Source organism: Micromonospora sp. MGP-C2, from assembly GCF_057766525.1.
In genome coordinates this window covers 6,120,873-6,136,632 of the sequence record NZ_JBYMEN010000002.1, presented here as the reverse complement: position 1 = coordinate 6,136,632, position 15,760 = coordinate 6,120,873, and the positions used below count along the sequence as shown (strand labels likewise).

Sequence of the window (15,760 nt, the reverse complement as noted above, 5' to 3'; positions counted from 1 at the left end):
CCGGACCGGAAATCCGGGTCAGTGCGTCGCGAGGTAGTGCATCGCCTCGGCCACCACGTCGATGCCGAGGCTGTACTTGAGGGACAGCCAGACAACGGCGCCCACGAAGACGAGGCCGACGGAGCCGAGCACGATTCGCACCGCCAGTGATTGTCGGGTCACCCAATGTGTCCATCCGTGGACGTGTCGGCGGGTGAAGCCGAGCAGCCGGCGCGCCCAGTGGTATTCGACGGCCCAGATGCCCAGCCCGGCGATCACCAGCAGCCAGCCTGGACCGGGCAGGGGAATGAGAGCGATGCCGATGGTCACCACGAGCGCCCCGGCGATCGCGATGAAGATCTTGAGGGCGATCCGACCGGTGGGGTTGGCCCGGATGAGATCGAGGGTCACCGTGATCCGCTCCCGCCAGCGGGGGCGGCGTGGCGGGTCCTGCACAGCGGTGCTGCCACCGCCGGGGCCGACAGCTGACCGGTCCGCGCCTCGGCCGCTCGGATGATCGGCATCGGGCGCCGGCCGACCGGCCCGTTCGGGCTGCTCCATCGGCACTGCGTACCCCCGCTTTTCGGCTGCTCGGACCGCGACGTTCGGCGGGCCGGGCGCCGCCGACGGATCCATAGGGGATCTCTTCGTCACCATTTCACCCCCCAGTGTCGCTCGGGCCCGTCACTGCAACGGCCGACTGGACGTTACCGGAGTAAGTCGACGACTGAACCACCCGATGCCGGGCGGGATCACGCACTGGGCAGAACCGGAAATTCTACGCGAATCCTCGTATTCACGTGGCCTTTCCGTCCCCCTTCCCACCACTGGGTGAAGTCAGCGTATGGCGGAGCGTAGCCAGGAGTAGCACCTGAGTATGGGAAAAGCGGGACACGCGCGTTCCGCAGCGGTGCCGGGGGGAGAACGTCCATGAGTGTCATCCGACCGACGACCGTAGAGGTCGAGACGTCGCTAAGGCTCGTCGCACCTGACGCCACCGCCTTGCCGGTGCGTGCCAGTCTGCGTTACGACCCTGCTGACCCGTATGCGGTCCATGTCCTGTTCCACGCCGAATCTGCCGGCGGCGAGGCGGTGAGCTGGTCCTTTGCCCGCGAACTGCTGGTCACCGGCCTGGACGAGCCAGCCGGCATCGGGGATGTGCGGGTCTGGCCCTGGGCCACACCGCGCGGTGACTTCGTCGCGCTGGCCCTCTCGTCACCGGACGGCAACGCCCTCTTCGAGGTGCCGCGCAGCGTCCTGGTGCGTTTCCTTCGACGGACGTACGTCGTCGTCCCGCGCGGCCGTGAGGCCGAGCACCTGGACGTCGACACGGCGGTGAACCGGCTGCTCGCCGGTCGCTGAGCACCGCCCGAACGGGCAACACCGGCCACACCGGGGCCGCGCGGATCTGCCGAGTCCGCGCGGCCCCGGCACACACCCGAAGGTGTACGCGGGCAGCCCGACCCGGGTCAACCGGTGCTCAGCCGTGCGTGGTGATGCCGCCGTCGACGGGGATGACCGCGCCGGTGAGGTACGCGCCGGCGCGCGACGACAGGTAGATGGCGGTGCCGGCCATGTCCTCGGGGCGGCCGATGCGGCCCAGCGGCACCTGCTGCTCGATGGCGGCCCGGCTCTCCGGGTCGTCCAGTGCGAACGCCATCATCTTGCTCTCGAACGGGCCGGGCGCGATCGCGTTGACGGTGATCTGCTCGCTGGCCAGTTGGTGGGCCAGGCTGCGGGTGAGCATGTGCACGGCCGCCTTGGTGGCCGAGTACGCGTACACCTCCATCCACGGCACCCGGATGCCGTCGATCGACCCGATGTTGATCACGCGGGCCGGGTCGTCGGCACTGGCGGCGGCGCGTAGCGCCGGCAGCAGCGCGGTGGTGAGCCGGAAGACGGCCTTGACGTTGACCGCCCAGAGCTTGTCGAACGCGGCCTCCGGGTAGCCCTCCAGCGGCGCGCCCCAGGTGGCGCCGGCGTTGTTGACCAGCACGTCGAGGCGACCGAAGCGCTCGCGTACGGCGGCAGCCAGCGCCTCGGCGCCGCTGTCGTCGCCCAGGTCGGCGGGGATGGCCTCGCAGCGGCCCTCGGCGGAGAGTTCCTTGGCGACCGCCGCACAGACGTCCGCCTTGCGGGACGAGATGATCACATGGGCGCCGGCTCGGACGAACCCCTGGGCGATCATCAGACCGATCCCCCGCGAACCACCGGTGACCAGGACCGTCTTGCCTTCGACCGAGAACAGCTGCGTCATGCCCATCCCATCGCGAGTCGGCGGAGGCCGCCAGCCGGGTAGGCGGCCGGCGGTGCGCCGGGCGGACCGCGGACCGGACGGCGCTACCGCCGGGTAACGTAGCCCGGCCACGACGATCGCGACAAGCCCGCATCGACGCGCCAACTTCGCTGCGCGCGTCGATCGGGATGCGGTGACCTGCGGTTCGGGCTACCGTCGCAGGCGATGGTCTCCACCGGTCCCTCCCCCGCGCCACCGATCGGAACGGCGTCACCCGTCCCCGACGAGATAGCCACGTTCGCGTTGGCCGACCTCTCCCCTGACCCGCGCTGGCGTCGGCCCGTGATCGTCGAGCGGGAGCTGCTGATCCTCACCACGCGTGGGCACGGCGACGCCGAACCCGACTTCCACCCGTTGCCCTGTCGGCCTGGCACGCTGCTGCGGGTCCGCGCCGGCCAGGTGCTGCGCTGCTCCGGTCCGCAGTTCGACGCGACAGTGGTCGCCTGGGACCCGGAGGCGCTGCGCGGCTTCGACGTCGACCTGGACACGCCGGTGACCTGGCGGCAGTTGGCCGGCGAGGACGAGGACGCGGTGATCACCGAAGTGAGCCAACTGGTGGTGGACTGCCAGCGCCACCCCGACACCGTCGCCGCCCGCGCGCTGCTCCGCCACCAACTGGCCGTACTGCTGCTGCGGCTGGCCCTGGGCAGTGCCGACCGGTCGACGCCCCGCCCCGAGGACGAGACGTTCCACCGGTTCTGTCGGGAGGTGGAGCACAGCTACGCGCACACCCGCCGGGTGGAGGATTACGCGGCCGAGCTCCGCTGCTCGGTGCGGACCCTGACCCGGGCCTGCCTGGCCGTCACCGGTCGCAGCGCCAAGCAGGTCATCGACGAGCGGGTCGCGTTGCAGGCCGGCCGACTCCTCGCCGCAACCGACCAGCCGATCGCCCAGATCGGCCGGCACCTCGGCTTCTCCGAGCCCACGAACTTCGGTCGCTTCTTCACCCGTGAGGTCGGCGTCAGCCCCGGCGCGTTCCGGGCCGCGCGCGACCAACCGGCCGCCCGGGTGATCCGGCCCCGGCCGCCGGCCGAGCCGACGGGCGCCGTCGGCGGCGGTTTCCGCGCCGGCGGATCGGCCAACGGTTCTCACACCACGCGACCCGGGTCGCCCACCACACCGGCCAACGGCGCCGGGCGGGCATGATGACACTGTGCAGATCTCCGCGCGCGGCGACTACGCGGTACGGGCAGCGCTGAGCCTCGCCACCGCGTACCCTTCGCTGCTGTCCACCCAGGCCATCGCCGCCGAGCAGGACATGCCTCGCAAGTTCCTGGAGGCGGTCCTGGCGGATCTGCGCCGGGCCGGCATCGTGCGCGCTCAGCGCGGCGCCGAGGGCGGCTACACGCTGGCCCGACCGCCGCGCGAGGTGACCGTCGGCGCGGTGCTGCGGGCCGTCGAGGGCCCGCTCGCCGGCGTACGCGGGCTGCGCCCCGAGGAGACCCGGTACGAGGGTTCGGCGGAGAACCTGCCCGGCCTGTGGGTGGCGGTGCGCGCCGCCGTGCGGCGGGTCGTCGACGAGGTGAGCCTCGCCGAGATCGTCAGCGGTCGGCTGCCCGCCCACGTCCGCAAGCTCACCGCGTTGCCCGACGCCTGGGAGCCGCGCTGACGCCAGCCGCGGCCCTGTCCTCAAGGCCTCAACGCCTCAGCACCTCAAGGCCTCAGCACCTCAAGGCCTCAGCGCCTCAAGGCCTCAAGGCCTCAGCGGCCGAAGAGCTTGTGCAGCCAGGCGAGCTGTTCGAGCTGGTGGTGCGCCTCGCCACCTTCGTGGTCGTTGAACTCGTACACGCGCACCTCCTTGTCACCGCCGTAGCGGTGGTAGGCGGCGAAGCAGGTCGAGGGCGGGCAGATCTGGTCCATCATCGCGATGGAGAACAGCGCGGGCGCTGTCGCGCCGGGTGCGAGCACGGCGGCGTCGACGTACGACAACGTACGGAAAACCTGGCTGCTCTGACCCCGGTGAAGCGCGAGATATTCGGCGATTTCGCCGTAGGGGCCCTGACCGGCGACCTGGACGGCACGCGGGAAGTCACACAGGAAGGGCACGTCGGGCATGGCGGCCGCCACCTCCGGGAACAGCGCGGCCACCGCCAGCGAGAGGCCACCTCCCTGGCTGATGCCGGTGACGACGACCCGGTCGGGGTCGACGGCGGGATGCTCCCGGGCAGCCCGGGCAAACCGGACCGCGTCGGTGATCAGCCTGCGGTAGTAGAAGTCCTCCGGGCTGGTGACCCCCCGGGTAAGGAAGCCCGGAACGGTGCCCGCCGGATAGCGGTGCGGGTCGGCGGTGTCGCCGGGCGCGGCACTCCAACCCTGACCCCGGGTGTCCATGATGACGTGCGCGAAGCCCGCCGAGGCCCAGAACAGTTTCTCGTGCGGCAGGCCACGACCACGGCCGTACCCGAGATACTCGACCACGCAGGGCAACGGCCCGGTGGCATTCGTCGGCAGGTGCAGCCAGCCGTGCACCGGCTCGCCGCCGTAGCCGGCGACGGTGACCGACCAGGTGCGGATCTGGGTGAGACCGGTGTCGACGGGCTCGTACGTCGCCTCCACCGGTTCGTCGACGCGAAGTGTCCGCTCCCAGAAGGCGTCCAGGTCCTCCGGAACAGCAAGATCGGGTCGGTACGCCCAGCATTCGGCGAGAGTGAGATCGCTCAAAGCCACAGCTTGGCCTCCGTGACAGCAGGGTTGGCGTCCGCCATCGCCGACGCGAACCAGCCGGTGATGGTGCTGGGGTGGGTGATCGCGGTGCCCACCACCACCGCCCACGCCCCGGCCCGCAGCGCCTGCGCCGCCTGGGCCGGGGTGTGGATCCGACCCTCCGCGATCACCGGCACGTCGATCGCGGAGGCGAGCTGAGCAACCAGGTCCAGGTCGGGGCCGGGCTGCTTGCTGGTGTACGCCGTGTAGCCGGAAAGGGTGGTGCCGACCAGATCGGCGCCCGCCGCCGCGGCGGCGATGCCCTCGCCGAGCGTGGAGCAGTCGGCCATCACCAGAGCCCCGGTCAGTTCGTGGACGGCGGCGATGGTGTCAGCGAGGGTTCGGCCATCCGGCCGTGGCCGTGCGGTGCCGTCGAGCGCGACGACGTGCGCGCCCGCCCGTGCCACGGCCAGCGCGTGCTCCAGCGTGGGGGTGATGAAGACGTCGTCGTCCCCGTCCTTCCACAGCCCGATGAGCGGGAGGTCGACGGCCTCCCGGATGGCCGCGATGTCCGCCACACCCTGGGCGCGGATGCCGGCGGCACCGCCCTTGGCTGCGGCGAGGGCGACCCGGCGCATCGTGTCCGGGGTGCGCATCGGCTCACCGGGGTACGCCTGGCAGGAGACGACGAGGCGGTGGCGGAGATGCGCGATCAGCTTGTTCATTCGGTGCCCTCCCAGGCGAGTGACGCGGCGCCGAGCAGTGGGGCGTCCGATCCGAGGGTCGAGGCCAGCACGGGCACGTCGACCAGGCTGGGCAACGTCTCCCGCCGCACACCGTCCCGAAGTGCCTGCCACCAGAGGTCACCGAGGCCGGCGACCCCGCCGCCGATGACGACGGCAGCGGGATCGAGCATGTTGACCAGTCCGCCGACAGCCGAGCCCACGGCAGCCCCGCCCAGCAGGACCACCTCCCGGGCCGTCGCGTCGCCGTCCGCTGCGCGCGCAGCCACCGACCGCAGGTCGTCGACCGGTTGGCCGGTACGCCGCGCGTACTCCTGGGCGAGGCCGGGCCCGGACGCGATCGCCTCCAGATGTCCCTGCCCGCCGCAGGTGCAGGGCAACTGCCCGGCGTACGGCGACGGCTGGTGGCCGGCGTGCCCGGCCGCGGAGTGGGCGCCGGCCAGCACGGTGCCGTCGACGACGAAGGAGGCACCGATGCCGGTGCCGACCGCGAGAAAGAGCGTCGTCTGATGGCCGGCGGCCACCCCGTGGCGCGTCTCGCCGAGGGCGTGCGCGTGCACGTCGTTGATCACCGCGACGGGCAGGTCCAGCAGCTCGCGCAGTCGTCGTCGCAGATCCGTGCCGGCCCAACCGGCCAGGGCGTCGGTGGCCGAGAGCACCAGGCCCGTCCGGTGGTCGATCACTCCGGCACTACCGACTCCGACGGCACGGACGCGTGTCCCCGTCGCCCTCGCCCGCAACCGATCGACGAGATCGGCCGCGGTGTCGAGGATGGCGGTCGCCCCGGCCCGACCAGGGGTGGGGGCCGTGGCCCGGTGGACGACCTCGCCCTGCCTCGTGACGAGGGCGGCAGCCGTCTTGGTGCCCCCGATGTCGAGCGCGGCTACCGCCTCGTCGACGACCGGGGGCTTGCGCACCTTGGACATGGCTAGAGCAGCCCCGCCAGTTCCAGCTGGGCACGAACCCGCGCCGCTTCGTCGGCGTCGAGCGGCCGCATCGGAAGTGACACTGTGTTGCTGTCGATGACGCCGAGCAGGGCCAGGGCGGTCTTGAACGCGCCCACGCCCCGGGTCGCCCCCGCCGCCGTCGCCGGGTCGGCCGCGTCGACGATCCGGAACAACCGGGTCAGTCGGTCCTGCTCCACGCGGGCGGTGTCCCAGTCGCCGTTCACGCAAGCCCGGTGCAGTCGCACGTAGCCCGCCGGGTCCACGTTGGCCAGGCCGGGAACCGAGCCGGAGGCGCCCGCGAGCATCATCGCGTCGACCACCACCTCGTGCCCGGTCAACAGGCTGAACCCGGCGTCCGGCGCGCGTTCCGTGATCGCCAGCACCAGCTGACGGAAGGCGACGTCGTCGCCGCTGGAGTCCTTGACGCCCGCGAGGACGCCTTCCACCGCCAGCTGGCTCAGCAGACCCGGGGAGAGCTTGGTGTGCACGCAGACGGGAATGTCGTACGCCAGCAGGGGAAGCTCGACCGACGCGGCGAGCGACCGGAAGTGACGCTCGACCTCGTACGGGCCGACGATGGCGTAGAAGGGTGCAGTGGCCACCAGGCCGTCGACGCCCAGGCGCGTCGACGCGTCGGCCCGGTCGAGGACCCGGCGCGTGGTCGGCTCGATGCAGCCGGCGATGACCGGTACGGCGCCCGCGACGGTCTTCACGACGACCTCGAGAGCCTGGTCCCGCTGGCTGTCGGTGAGGAAGACGGTCTCGCCGGAGCTGCCGAGGGCGAAGATGCCGTCGACGCCTGCGCTGAGCATCCGCTCGATGAGCCGCTCCAGGGAGGCGACGTCGACCGCACCCTCCTCGGTCAATGGGGTGACGACCGGCGGCACGACTCCGGCGAACCGCGGGGCAGGGGTGGTCACGCTGTCTCCTCGAGATGTAGGGGGGTGGTGCGGCCGGTCGCTGCTCTGGCGAGCTCGACCAGCTCCGTGTTGCTGGATCCAGCGGGTACGGGGTGGTAACACCGGAACTCGTGGGAGCCGGCGCCGCCGTCGCCCGACCGGACCGGCGGCATCTCGATGGCGCAGCCGTCGGTCGCCTTCCAGCACCGGGTGCGGAACGGGCATCCGGTCGGCGGCTTCGTGGCGAGCGGGACGGGGCCGACGAGCGGGATGGGATCCAGGGGCGAGAGCAGACCCGGCGTGGCCGAGAAGAGCGCACGCGTGTACGGGTGCTGCGCGACCTCGGGAAGCCCGGCGGCGGGTGTCTGCTCCACGATCCGGCCGAGGTACATGGTGACCACGCGGTCGCTGATCCGCTTGACCGTCTGGATGTCGTGCGAGACGAAGACCATGGCCAGGTTCAGCCGCTCCTTGAGGTCCAGGAGCAGGTTGAGGATCTGCGCCCGCACCGACACGTCGAGGGCGCTGGTGGGCTCGTCGGCGATGACCAGGCCAGGTTCCAGGGCGAGGGCACGCGCGATGGACACCCGCTGGCGTTGACCACCGGAGAGCTGGCTCGGCAGGACGTCGGCGACCGACCGGGGCAGCCCCACCAGGGCCATCAGCTCGTTGACCCGCTCCTCACGCTGCTTGCGGGTGCCACGGCGGTGCACGTCGAGCGGATCGCGCAGGATGTCGCGGACCGGCATGCGCCGGTTCAGCGACGTGGCCGGATCCTGGAAGATCATGCCGACGCCGGCACCGATGTGCTGCCGTCGTTCCGACGCGTTCATCGACCAGACTTCCTTGCCGGCGAAGGCGACAGTGCCGCTCGTCGGCCGCTGGAGGCCCACCAGCACCTTGGCCATCGTGGACTTGCCGCAGCCGGACTCACCGACGACCCCGATGGTCTCGCCGGTACGCACGGTCAGGTCCGCGCCGGTGAGGGCGTACACCCGCTCGCGGCCGAACAGGCCGCCACCGCGGGTGCGGTGAACCACGTGCACGTCGCGTAGCTCGACGATCGAGTCGCGCCGGGATGTCGCACTCATCGGGCCAGCTCCTCTTCCCTGACGGTGACGGCCGGGTGGTGACAGGCGTACCGGTGGTTGGCGTCGCCCTCCAGGCGGGGCGTCTCCGTCCGGCAGACCTCGGTCGCCATGGGGCAGCGATCAGCGAACCGGCATCCCGCCGGGAAGTCGGCCGGCGACGGCACCACACCACGGATCTGGGTGAGCCGCTCCGCACCGGCCTCAAGGGAGAGGACGGAGCCGAGAAGACCCCGGGCGTAGTGGTGTGCCGGCGCACCGACCACGTCGGCGGTGACGCCGCTCTCGATGATCTGCCCGCCGTACATCACCACGACGCGGTCCGCGACGTCGCTGACCAGCGCCAGGTCGTGGCTGACCAGGATCAACGCGAAGCCCAGCTGGCCGCGCAGCCGCAGCAGCAGCTCCATGACCTGCGCCTGGACCGTGACGTCGAGCGCGGTGGTCGGCTCGTCGGCGATGATCAGGCGCGGGTCCCGGGACAGCGCCATGGCGATCACCACGCGCTGCCGCTGCCCGCCGGACAGCTCATGCGGGTACGCGGACAGGGTGCGCCGAGCGTCCAGGCCCACCAGGTCCATCAGCTCCTCGGCCGACCGGGTGCCGCCTCGGCTGATCATCTGAGCGAGCTGGGGGCCGACGCGCAGCGAGGGGTTCAACGCCGAGAGGGCGTCCTGGTAGACCATCGCGATCTCGCGGCCCATCAGGGCACGACGTCGTTTGGTGCTCATCGTCAGCAGATCGGTGCCCGCGAAGCGGACCTCGCCTCGGACCCGGGCGCCCTGCGGCAGCAGGCCCATCACGGCGAGCGAGGTCAGGGACTTGCCCGAGCCGGACTCTCCCACCAGGCCCATCACCTCGCCGGGGCGGACGTCGAAGGTCAGGTCGTCGACGATGTCGACGCCACGGTGGCGCCCCTCGAACCCGATGGACAGGTTCCGGACCTCCAGGACGGGCTCACCCTGCGGGAGCGGACGGGCCCGCTCGCGCAGCCGCTGCGCCGCCTCGGGCAGGCCGGGCAGCTGCACCACCTCACCGGAGCCGGGCTGCGCCTCCTCCTGCGCGTCGCCGGCCTTCGTCGCGGTGGCACGCCGCGCCGCCGGGGCGGCCCAGGCGTCGGACATCCCCTCGGAGAGCACGTTCAGGGCGAGCACGGTCAGCAGGATCAGCAGGCCGGGGAAGAACGTGGCCCACCAGCCACCGATCTGCACCATCTCCTTGCCGAAGGCGATCACCGAACCCCACGAGGAGGCCGCCTCCTGGGGCGCGAGCCCGCCACCGATGAAGGAGAGGGACGCCTCGAACACGATCGCGTCGGCCACCATGACGGTGACGAAGACGAGGATCGGGGCGGCGCAGTTGCGCAGGATGTGCCGCCAGAGGATGTGCGGCCGTCGGGCACCGATGATCCGTTCGGCCGCGACGTAGTCCTCCCGATACTGCGAGAGCACGTTGGCGCGCACGATGCGCGCGATCGAGGGCACGAAGACGAACCCGATCGCGACCACGAGGACCACGAGGCTGTTCTTGCCGAAGGAGATGATCAGCAGGGCGGAGAGCACGATGGCGGGGAATGCCATGACGACGTCGAGGCACCGCATCACCACCTCGTCGATCGCGGGCCGGCTGGTTCCCGCCAGCGCGCCCAGAATCGCGCCGACCACCAGGGCGATGCCGGCGCTGCCGAAGCCCACGATCAACGAGCGGCGGGTGCCGGCGACCAGCCGTGAGAACACGTCGCGTCCGAGCTTGTCCAGGCCGAACCAGTAGTCGCCGTTCGGGCCGGTCAGCGCGGCACCGAGCCCGGCCTGCGCGGGGTCGTGCCGCAGGAGCAGCGGCGCGAAGATGCCCACCACGACGATGAGCAGGACGAAGCTCAGTGCGATCCGGGCCGTGATGCTGAGCCGTTTGAAGGCGATGCCGGGAGCCGACAGCCGGGCGGTGAGTGTTCGACGCATCAGTGGGCTCCGCGCAGTCGAGGGTTGGCGAAGAGGTAGAGGATGTCGACCACCAGGTTCACGACGACGAAGCAGATGGCGATCGTCAGCACGGTTCCCTGCGCGAGGGCGGTGTCGTTCTGCTGCACCGCGCTCATGATCTGAGTGCCCATGCCGGGCAGCGAGAAGATGGCCTCGATGACGACAGTGCCGCCCAGTAGGTAGCCGATCCGCAGGCCCAGCACGGTGAGCGGGTTGACGAGCGCGTTGCGCAGCACGTTGCGGCCGACCACCACGCGGGGCGGCAGGCCGGCGCCGATGGCGGTGCGCACGTAGTCCTTGTCGAGTTCCTCGACCATCGACGTCCGCACGATTCTGGCCAGTGAGCAGCCAACCGGGACGGCGAGAGCGAGCGCCGGCATGGCGAGCGACTGGAGCCAGAGCGAGAACGAGTCACCGGGGTTGACGTACCCGCCGGTCGGGAAGACGGGGCGACGGACCGAGAACTCCTGGATGAGCAGGAGGGCCAGCCAGAACGACGGCATGGCGATACCGGCCATCGAGACGAACCGGATGACCTGGTCGGGCCAGCGATCGCGGTACAGCGCCGCGGGGATGCCGAGGGCCAACGCGATGATCAGCGCGCCGACGATGCCGAGGGCCGTCAGCTGGATCGTCAGCGGCAGCGCGGTGGCGATCTTGTCGGCGACCGGGACGGACGGCGGGAAGGTCATGCCCAGATCGCCCCGGAGCAGGTCGCCCAGGAAGTGCAGGTACCGCAGGGGCAGCGGGTCGTCGAGGCCGTTGGCGGCCTTGAACGCGGCCACCTGTGCGGCGGTTGCCTGGTCGCCGAGGACGGACAACGCGGGATCGATCGGGGAGAACTGCATGATCACGAAGACGAAGATCGTGATGCCCAGCACCAGGGGTATCAGGGTCAGGAGTCGTCGCGTGACCAGGCTCAGAACGCTCAGCATGGTGTCTTTCTTTCGTCGAGGGCCGCCGGGACGTCCCGCCCAGCCCAAGGGACAGGGCTGGGCGGGACGCTAGGGGCCGGGGTCCGGGCCCCCGAAGCGGGCTCAGCCCTTTCGGCTGCTGCCCAGGAAGTACAGGCCTGTGGTCGCCGCGCCCGAGAAGTCGCTGAGCTTCGCGGGGTCGTACGCGGTGACGACCTTGGTGTGCAGGATCGGGTACAGGGGGACCTCGTCGGCCACCTTGTCCAGAGCCTGCTTCCACAGGGCCTTGCGGGCCGCCTCGTCGGAGGTCTGCGCGGCCTTGTCGAGCAGGTCGGCCATGGCCTTGCGGTCGGTGGCGTTCCACCGGTAGCGCAGGCCCGGCCAGGTCTCGCCGTAGAAGAACCAGCGCATCAGCAGGTCGGTGTCGACGCCGAAGACGCTGGGGTCTCCGGTGGCCATCAGGACCCGGAAGGTGTCCTTCGGAACGATGTCACCGTAGATGGCCGAGGACGGCACGGTGTTGAGGGTGGCGGTGACGCCGATCTTCTTCCACTGCTCGATGACCAGCGGGGCGACATCCTTCACGGCGGAGTTGTCCGTGGTGTCGAGCTGGAACTTCAGGTTCGAGACGCCGGCCTCCTGGAGCAGGCTCTTGGCCTTTTCCAGGTTGTAGTCGTAGACGGTGGCGGCCTTCTGGTAGTCCTTGTTGCCCTCGTCCAGGTAGCTCGTCGCCGCCGTGCCGTAACCGTTGAGCGCGGTCTTGATGACCTCGTCCTTGTTGATCGCGTAGTGCAGGGCCTGGCGCACCCGCTTGTCGTTGAACGGCGCCGCAGACGAGTTGAACATGAGGAAGACCTGGTTGAAGGCCTGCTTCACGTCGACCGTGTACTTGTCCTTGAGCGAGTCGACGTTCAGGTACGGCACCGACTCGATGGCCTGGACCCGGCCGCCCTGCAGGTCCGACACCCGCGCGGAGGCCTCGGAGGTGGTGTTCCAGGTCATCGTCTCGACCTTGGCCGGACGGGGCCCGCTGTAGTTCGGGTTCTTGCTGAGCTTGATACCCGACTCCTTGGACGCGCTGTCCATCTTGAAGGGGCCGGAGCCGATCGGTGCCGTGTCGAAGGCCTTCGACGCGGCCGCGTCCGCGGTCTTCGCCTTCGGCAGGATCTTGATGACCGAGATCCGCTCGGAGAACAGGGCGAACGGGTACTTCAGCTTGAACTCGGCGGTCGTCGCGTCCTTGGCGGTCACCGAGTCGATGAACGACACGAAGCCCTGCATCAGCGGCGGGGCCTTGGGGTCGGCCGGCTTGAGGACCCGGGTGAAGGACCAGGCGACGTCCTCGGCGGTGACCGGGGTGCCGTCGGAGAACTTCGCGCCGTCACGCACCGCCACGGTGTAGGTGAGCCCGTCGGCGCTGGCCACCGGGTCTTCCTTCGCGAGAGCACGGTAGGGTTCCCGCGTGACCGGGTCTAGATCGATCAGACCCTCGAAGATGTGCTGGTTGACCGCGGTCGCCACCGCCGACGAGGCGTTACCCGGGTCGAACCCGCTGGAGAGGGTGAACGCCAGGGTGGTCTCGATGGAGGTCTTCCCCCCGCCCCCCTCGACGGCGTTGGTCGAAGCCGGCCCGCCGCTGCACGCGACCAGTCCGAGAGCGAGGGTTGCCGCAGTGGACGCGACGGCCAGCGAGCGGAGCCGACGCTGGGGGACGCGCCAACTCCCCGATGGCTTAACGGTGGTGCTCACGTAGCTGCCTCCATAGGCTCTTCATGCGCTCGCGTGACGCTCGCGCTGAGGGATTCGAAGATAATGGGGTCTGACGTCTGACATCTGATGCCGATAGGGTGAGCGTGTCAGATTCGTGAGGGAAGGGCAAGTGCCAGATGACGACCATTGACGCCACTCCGCTACGCGGTGCGGAGCGCCCAGGTCCCCGCCGGCAGGAAGTCGCTACCAAGATCAAGGAGTACATTCTGCGGAATCGCCTCAAGCCGGGAGACATCCTCCCCACCGAGGCGGAGCTGTGTGACGCCGTGGGCGCCAGCCGGTCCAGCGTGCGCGAGGCCGTCAAGATCCTCTCTGCCCTCGACATCGTCGAGGTGCGGCACGGTCACGGCACCTTCGTCGGCCGCATGTCCCTCGCCGCTCTCGTGGAGGGCCTGACCTTCCGCGGTCTCCTGAGTGGCGAGGAAGATCACCACGTGCTGGGGCAGGTCGTCGATGTCCGCCAGACCCTCGAGCAGGGGCTCGCAGCCCAGGTCATCGCCGTCCTCGACGGCGAGCACCGGGTGGCCCTCTCCGCGCTCGTCGACGAGATGGAGAGCCTGGCGGCCCAGGGGAAGGACTTCCTCGACGTCGACCGGGCCTTCCACGTGAAGTTGCTGGAGCCCCTCGGCAACGACCTGATCCTCCAGCTGACCGAGGCGTTCTGGCAGGTCCAGGCCATCGTCGCTCCCACGCTGCGCACCGAGCCGGAGGACCGGCTGATCACCGCCCACCGTCACCGGGCAATCGTGGACGCGATCGCGGCCGGCAACGTGGCCGGCCTGCAAGCCGCCATCGCCGACCACTACGCGCCCATCCGGGCGAGCATCGCCCGCGTCGTGCGGGCCTGAATCGACACCGCCATCGCCGTACGACCCCCGCAAGCCGGTCAGCGGCCATGGTCGGTCACAGTGCCCGACGGAGCCACTCCTCGACTCCGGCGATGTGCACTGTCGCCCAGGAACGCGCAAGGTCGGCGTGCCCGATCGTGATCGCGTCGACAATCGCCTGATGCTGCTCCCGGGTCCGGGCGAGGACGCCCTGCTGGGTGACACCGCGCCAGATGCGGGCCCGGGTGGTGGGCCCGGAGAGCCCGTCGAGCAGCGAGCACAGCACCGTGTTTCCGGAGCCGACGGCGATCAGGCGGTGGAACTGCAGATCGTTGGCGACCAGGGCCTCCACGTCGTGGGTGTCGCCGAGGTTGTCGAGCACGGCCTGGAGGCCGGCGACGTCCTCGGCGGCCATCCGCTGCGCGGCCAGCGCCGTGGCGGCCGGCTCCAGGATGCGCCGCACCTCAAGGAACTCCAGCACTGTGTCGTCGCGGTGGAAGTCCACGACGAAATTGAGCATGTCGAGCAGCAACTGTGGGGCAAGGCTGGTGACGTAGGTGCCGTCACCCTGGCGGACATCCAGGATCCGGATGATGGACAGGGCCTTCACCGCTTCACGCAGGGAGTTGCGGGACAGACCGAGCCGCCGGGCCAGGTCCGCCTCCTTCGGCAGTCGATCGCCGGGGCCGAGCTCGCCCGACGTGATCATCATCTTGATCTTGCCGATCGCCTCGTCGGTGAGAGCCATCGCCGCCTCCGCACATGTTCGGGGTTGGGCCCGTTCCCATGATCGCCGGGTCAGACCGCCAGCCGGTAGACCCGCGCGGCGGTGCCTCCGAAGATCGCGTGTGAGGCCGCCTCGGACAGCGCCGGCAACACCTGGTGCAGCGCGGACCGCACCCGGCCGTAGCTGCCCGCGAGCAGGCACAGTGGCCAGTCGGAACCGAACACCAAACGATCCGGCCCGAAACGGTCGAGCGCCTCGCGGACGAACGGTCGCAGGTCGTCGGCCCGCCACGAGACCCAGTCGGCCTCCGTCACCAGGCCGGACATCTTGGCCGTGACGTTGGGCTGCTCGGCCAGCGCCGCGAAAGGCCCGCGCCACCGGACCAGTCCCGTCGCACCCGCCCGGATCTCCGGTTTGCCGAGATGATCGAGGACGAAGCGGACGTGCGGCAGCGCCGCGGCGGCCCGCGCCGCGGCGGGCAGCTGGTCCACCCGGACCAGCAGGTCGAAGGCCAGCCCGGCTGCCGCGACGACACGGAGGCCGCGGCGCACGTCCGGGCGGTCCAGATGGTCCGGATCGGGCTCGGCCTGAACCTGGGCGCGGACACCGACCACCCGATCGCCACCGGAGCGCCGGAGGTGCCTGGCGATGCGGGCCTCCAAGCCGGGACCGGTCAGGTCAGCCCACAGCACCACACCGGCGATCTGCGGCGCCTCGGTCGCCCACCGGAGCAGGTCCTCCGACTCCGCCTCGTCGCATCGCCCACTCTCCACGAGGATGGAGCGATCGACCTCGGCCGCGCGCAGTTGCGCCTGCCACTGGGCCACTGTGAACGGACGCCGGACCGACCGCATCCGGTCGTCGTCGAGCCGGGCGCAGGCGGGCGGTTTCCCCCAGAGGTGATGGTGCGCGTCGACCGTCAGCACGCAGGCCCCACCGCGGCTGACG

The 15,760-nt window shown here is 70.6% G+C and carries 16 protein-coding genes; 4 read left to right on the top strand and 12 right to left on the bottom strand.

All coding sequences use genetic code 11. The features are described 5' to 3' along the window. Positions 1-18: 18 nt before the first annotated feature. Entirely contained in the window at positions 19-636 is a 618-nt protein-coding gene (locus AC3CF1_RS28230; RefSeq protein WP_435794727.1) for a TIGR02611 family protein, read from the bottom strand. A gap of 273 nt (positions 637-909) precedes the next feature. On the opposite strand from AC3CF1_RS28230, the gene AC3CF1_RS28225 reads away from it, so the two are divergent. Then, positions 910-1,341 carry an SsgA family sporulation/cell division regulator gene (locus tag AC3CF1_RS28225; RefSeq protein ID WP_007457244.1) on the top strand — a complete coding sequence of 144 codons (432 nt, stop codon included), beginning with the start codon at positions 910-912 and terminating at the stop codon, positions 1,339-1,341. 118 nt (positions 1,342-1,459) lie between these two features. Here the strand turns inward: AC3CF1_RS28225 and AC3CF1_RS28220 are convergent, their stop codons facing one another. Further along, positions 1,460-2,236 carry a glucose 1-dehydrogenase gene (locus tag AC3CF1_RS28220; RefSeq protein WP_355160839.1) on the bottom strand — a complete coding sequence of 259 codons (777 nt, stop codon included), beginning with the start codon at positions 2,234-2,236 and terminating at the stop codon, positions 1,460-1,462. A gap of 204 nt (positions 2,237-2,440) precedes the next feature. Between AC3CF1_RS28220 and AC3CF1_RS28215 the strand changes: the two genes are divergently transcribed. Both AC3CF1_RS28215 and AC3CF1_RS28210 read left to right on the top strand, forming a co-directional pair. After that, positions 2,441-3,421, top strand: a complete 981-nt coding sequence (locus tag AC3CF1_RS28215) for a helix-turn-helix transcriptional regulator (protein ID WP_354980287.1) — start codon at positions 2,441-2,443, stop codon at positions 3,419-3,421. A gap of 7 nt (positions 3,422-3,428) precedes the next feature. Continuing rightward, positions 3,429-3,884 carry an RrF2 family transcriptional regulator gene (locus AC3CF1_RS28210; RefSeq protein ID WP_030333674.1) on the top strand — a complete coding sequence of 152 codons (456 nt, stop codon included), beginning with the start codon at positions 3,429-3,431 and terminating at the stop codon, positions 3,882-3,884. A 92-nt stretch (positions 3,885-3,976) separates the two neighbouring features. Here the strand turns inward: AC3CF1_RS28210 and AC3CF1_RS28205 are convergent, their stop codons facing one another. The 8 genes from AC3CF1_RS28205 to AC3CF1_RS28170 form a co-directional block, all read right to left on the bottom strand. Further along, positions 3,977-4,942, bottom strand: coding sequence for an acetylxylan esterase (locus AC3CF1_RS28205; RefSeq protein ID WP_354980286.1), 966 nt, complete (start codon positions 4,940-4,942; stop codon positions 3,977-3,979). After that, positions 4,933-5,643, bottom strand: coding sequence for an N-acetylmannosamine-6-phosphate 2-epimerase (locus AC3CF1_RS28200; protein WP_354980285.1), 711 nt, complete (start codon positions 5,641-5,643; stop codon positions 4,933-4,935). Before AC3CF1_RS28200 ends, AC3CF1_RS28205 begins: the two co-directional genes overlap by 10 nt. Then, on the bottom strand, positions 5,640-6,578 hold the full coding sequence (locus tag AC3CF1_RS28195) for an ROK family protein (RefSeq protein WP_488451633.1): 939 nt from the start codon (positions 6,576-6,578) through the stop codon (positions 5,640-5,642). Before AC3CF1_RS28195 ends, AC3CF1_RS28200 begins: the two co-directional genes overlap by 4 nt. An 11-nt stretch (positions 6,579-6,589) precedes the next feature. Next, entirely contained in the window at positions 6,590-7,528 is a 939-nt protein-coding gene (locus AC3CF1_RS28190) for a dihydrodipicolinate synthase family protein (protein ID WP_328365458.1), read from the bottom strand. After that, complete coding sequence (locus AC3CF1_RS28185; RefSeq protein WP_488451632.1) at positions 7,525-8,598, bottom strand: oligopeptide/dipeptide ABC transporter ATP-binding protein; 1,074 nt, start codon at positions 8,596-8,598, stop codon at positions 7,525-7,527. The genes AC3CF1_RS28190 and AC3CF1_RS28185 overlap by 4 nt, the downstream gene beginning before the upstream one ends. After that, complete coding sequence (locus tag AC3CF1_RS28180; RefSeq protein WP_355160152.1) at positions 8,595-10,553, bottom strand: dipeptide/oligopeptide/nickel ABC transporter permease/ATP-binding protein; 1,959 nt, start codon at positions 10,551-10,553, stop codon at positions 8,595-8,597. The genes AC3CF1_RS28185 and AC3CF1_RS28180 overlap by 4 nt, the downstream gene beginning before the upstream one ends. Next, positions 10,553-11,509 carry an ABC transporter permease gene (locus AC3CF1_RS28175; RefSeq protein WP_088946961.1) on the bottom strand — a complete coding sequence of 319 codons (957 nt, stop codon included), beginning with the start codon at positions 11,507-11,509 and terminating at the stop codon, positions 10,553-10,555. Before AC3CF1_RS28175 ends, AC3CF1_RS28180 begins: the two co-directional genes overlap by 1 nt. A gap of 102 nt (positions 11,510-11,611) precedes the next feature. Further along, a complete protein-coding gene (locus AC3CF1_RS28170; protein ID WP_141908457.1) occupies positions 11,612-13,237 on the bottom strand; it encodes an ABC transporter substrate-binding protein in 1,626 nt (541 codons plus the stop codon). 137 nt (positions 13,238-13,374) lie between these two features. Here AC3CF1_RS28170 and AC3CF1_RS28165 point away from each other — a divergent pair, with 137 nt between their 5' ends. Next, positions 13,375-14,106 carry a FadR/GntR family transcriptional regulator gene (locus AC3CF1_RS28165; protein ID WP_088946959.1) on the top strand — a complete coding sequence of 244 codons (732 nt, stop codon included), beginning with the start codon at positions 13,375-13,377 and terminating at the stop codon, positions 14,104-14,106. Positions 14,107-14,161: 55 nt separating this feature from the next. Here the strand turns inward: AC3CF1_RS28165 and AC3CF1_RS28160 are convergent, their stop codons facing one another. Beyond that, positions 14,162-14,833 carry a FadR/GntR family transcriptional regulator gene (locus AC3CF1_RS28160; protein ID WP_488451631.1) on the bottom strand — a complete coding sequence of 224 codons (672 nt, stop codon included), beginning with the start codon at positions 14,831-14,833 and terminating at the stop codon, positions 14,162-14,164. A gap of 50 nt (positions 14,834-14,883) precedes the next feature. Next, on the bottom strand, positions 14,884-15,738 hold the full coding sequence (locus AC3CF1_RS28155; protein WP_488451630.1) for an amidohydrolase family protein: 855 nt from the start codon (positions 15,736-15,738) through the stop codon (positions 14,884-14,886). Positions 15,739-15,760 lie beyond the last annotated feature (22 nt).

Bases quoted from the DNA above. Each gene is read 5' to 3' on its own strand.
- AC3CF1_RS28180 (WP_355160152.1), bottom strand. From the start codon at position 10,553: ATGCGTCGAACACTCACCGCCCGGCTGTCGGCTCCCGGCATCGCCTTC.
- AC3CF1_RS28175 (WP_088946961.1), bottom strand. From the start codon at position 11,509: ATGCTGAGCGTTCTGAGCCTGGTCACGCGACGACTCCTGACCCTGATA.
- AC3CF1_RS28215 (WP_354980287.1), top strand. From the start codon at position 2,441: ATGGTCTCCACCGGTCCCTCCCCCGCGCCACCGATCGGAACGGCGTCA.
- AC3CF1_RS28200 (WP_354980285.1), bottom strand. From the start codon at position 5,643: ATGAACAAGCTGATCGCGCATCTCCGCCACCGCCTCGTCGTCTCCTGC.
- AC3CF1_RS28230 (WP_435794727.1), bottom strand. From the start codon at position 636: ATGGTGACGAAGAGATCCCCTATGGATCCGTCGGCGGCGCCCGGCCCG.
- AC3CF1_RS28220 (WP_355160839.1), bottom strand. From the start codon at position 2,236: ATGACGCAGCTGTTCTCGGTCGAAGGCAAGACGGTCCTGGTCACCGGT.
- AC3CF1_RS28185 (WP_488451632.1), bottom strand. From the start codon at position 8,598: ATGAGTGCGACATCCCGGCGCGACTCGATCGTCGAGCTACGCGACGTG.
- AC3CF1_RS28160 (WP_488451631.1), bottom strand. From the start codon at position 14,833: ATGGCTCTCACCGACGAGGCGATCGGCAAGATCAAGATGATGATCACG.
- AC3CF1_RS28165 (WP_088946959.1), top strand. From the start codon at position 13,375: ATGACGACCATTGACGCCACTCCGCTACGCGGTGCGGAGCGCCCAGGT.
- AC3CF1_RS28225 (WP_007457244.1), top strand. From the start codon at position 910: ATGAGTGTCATCCGACCGACGACCGTAGAGGTCGAGACGTCGCTAAGG.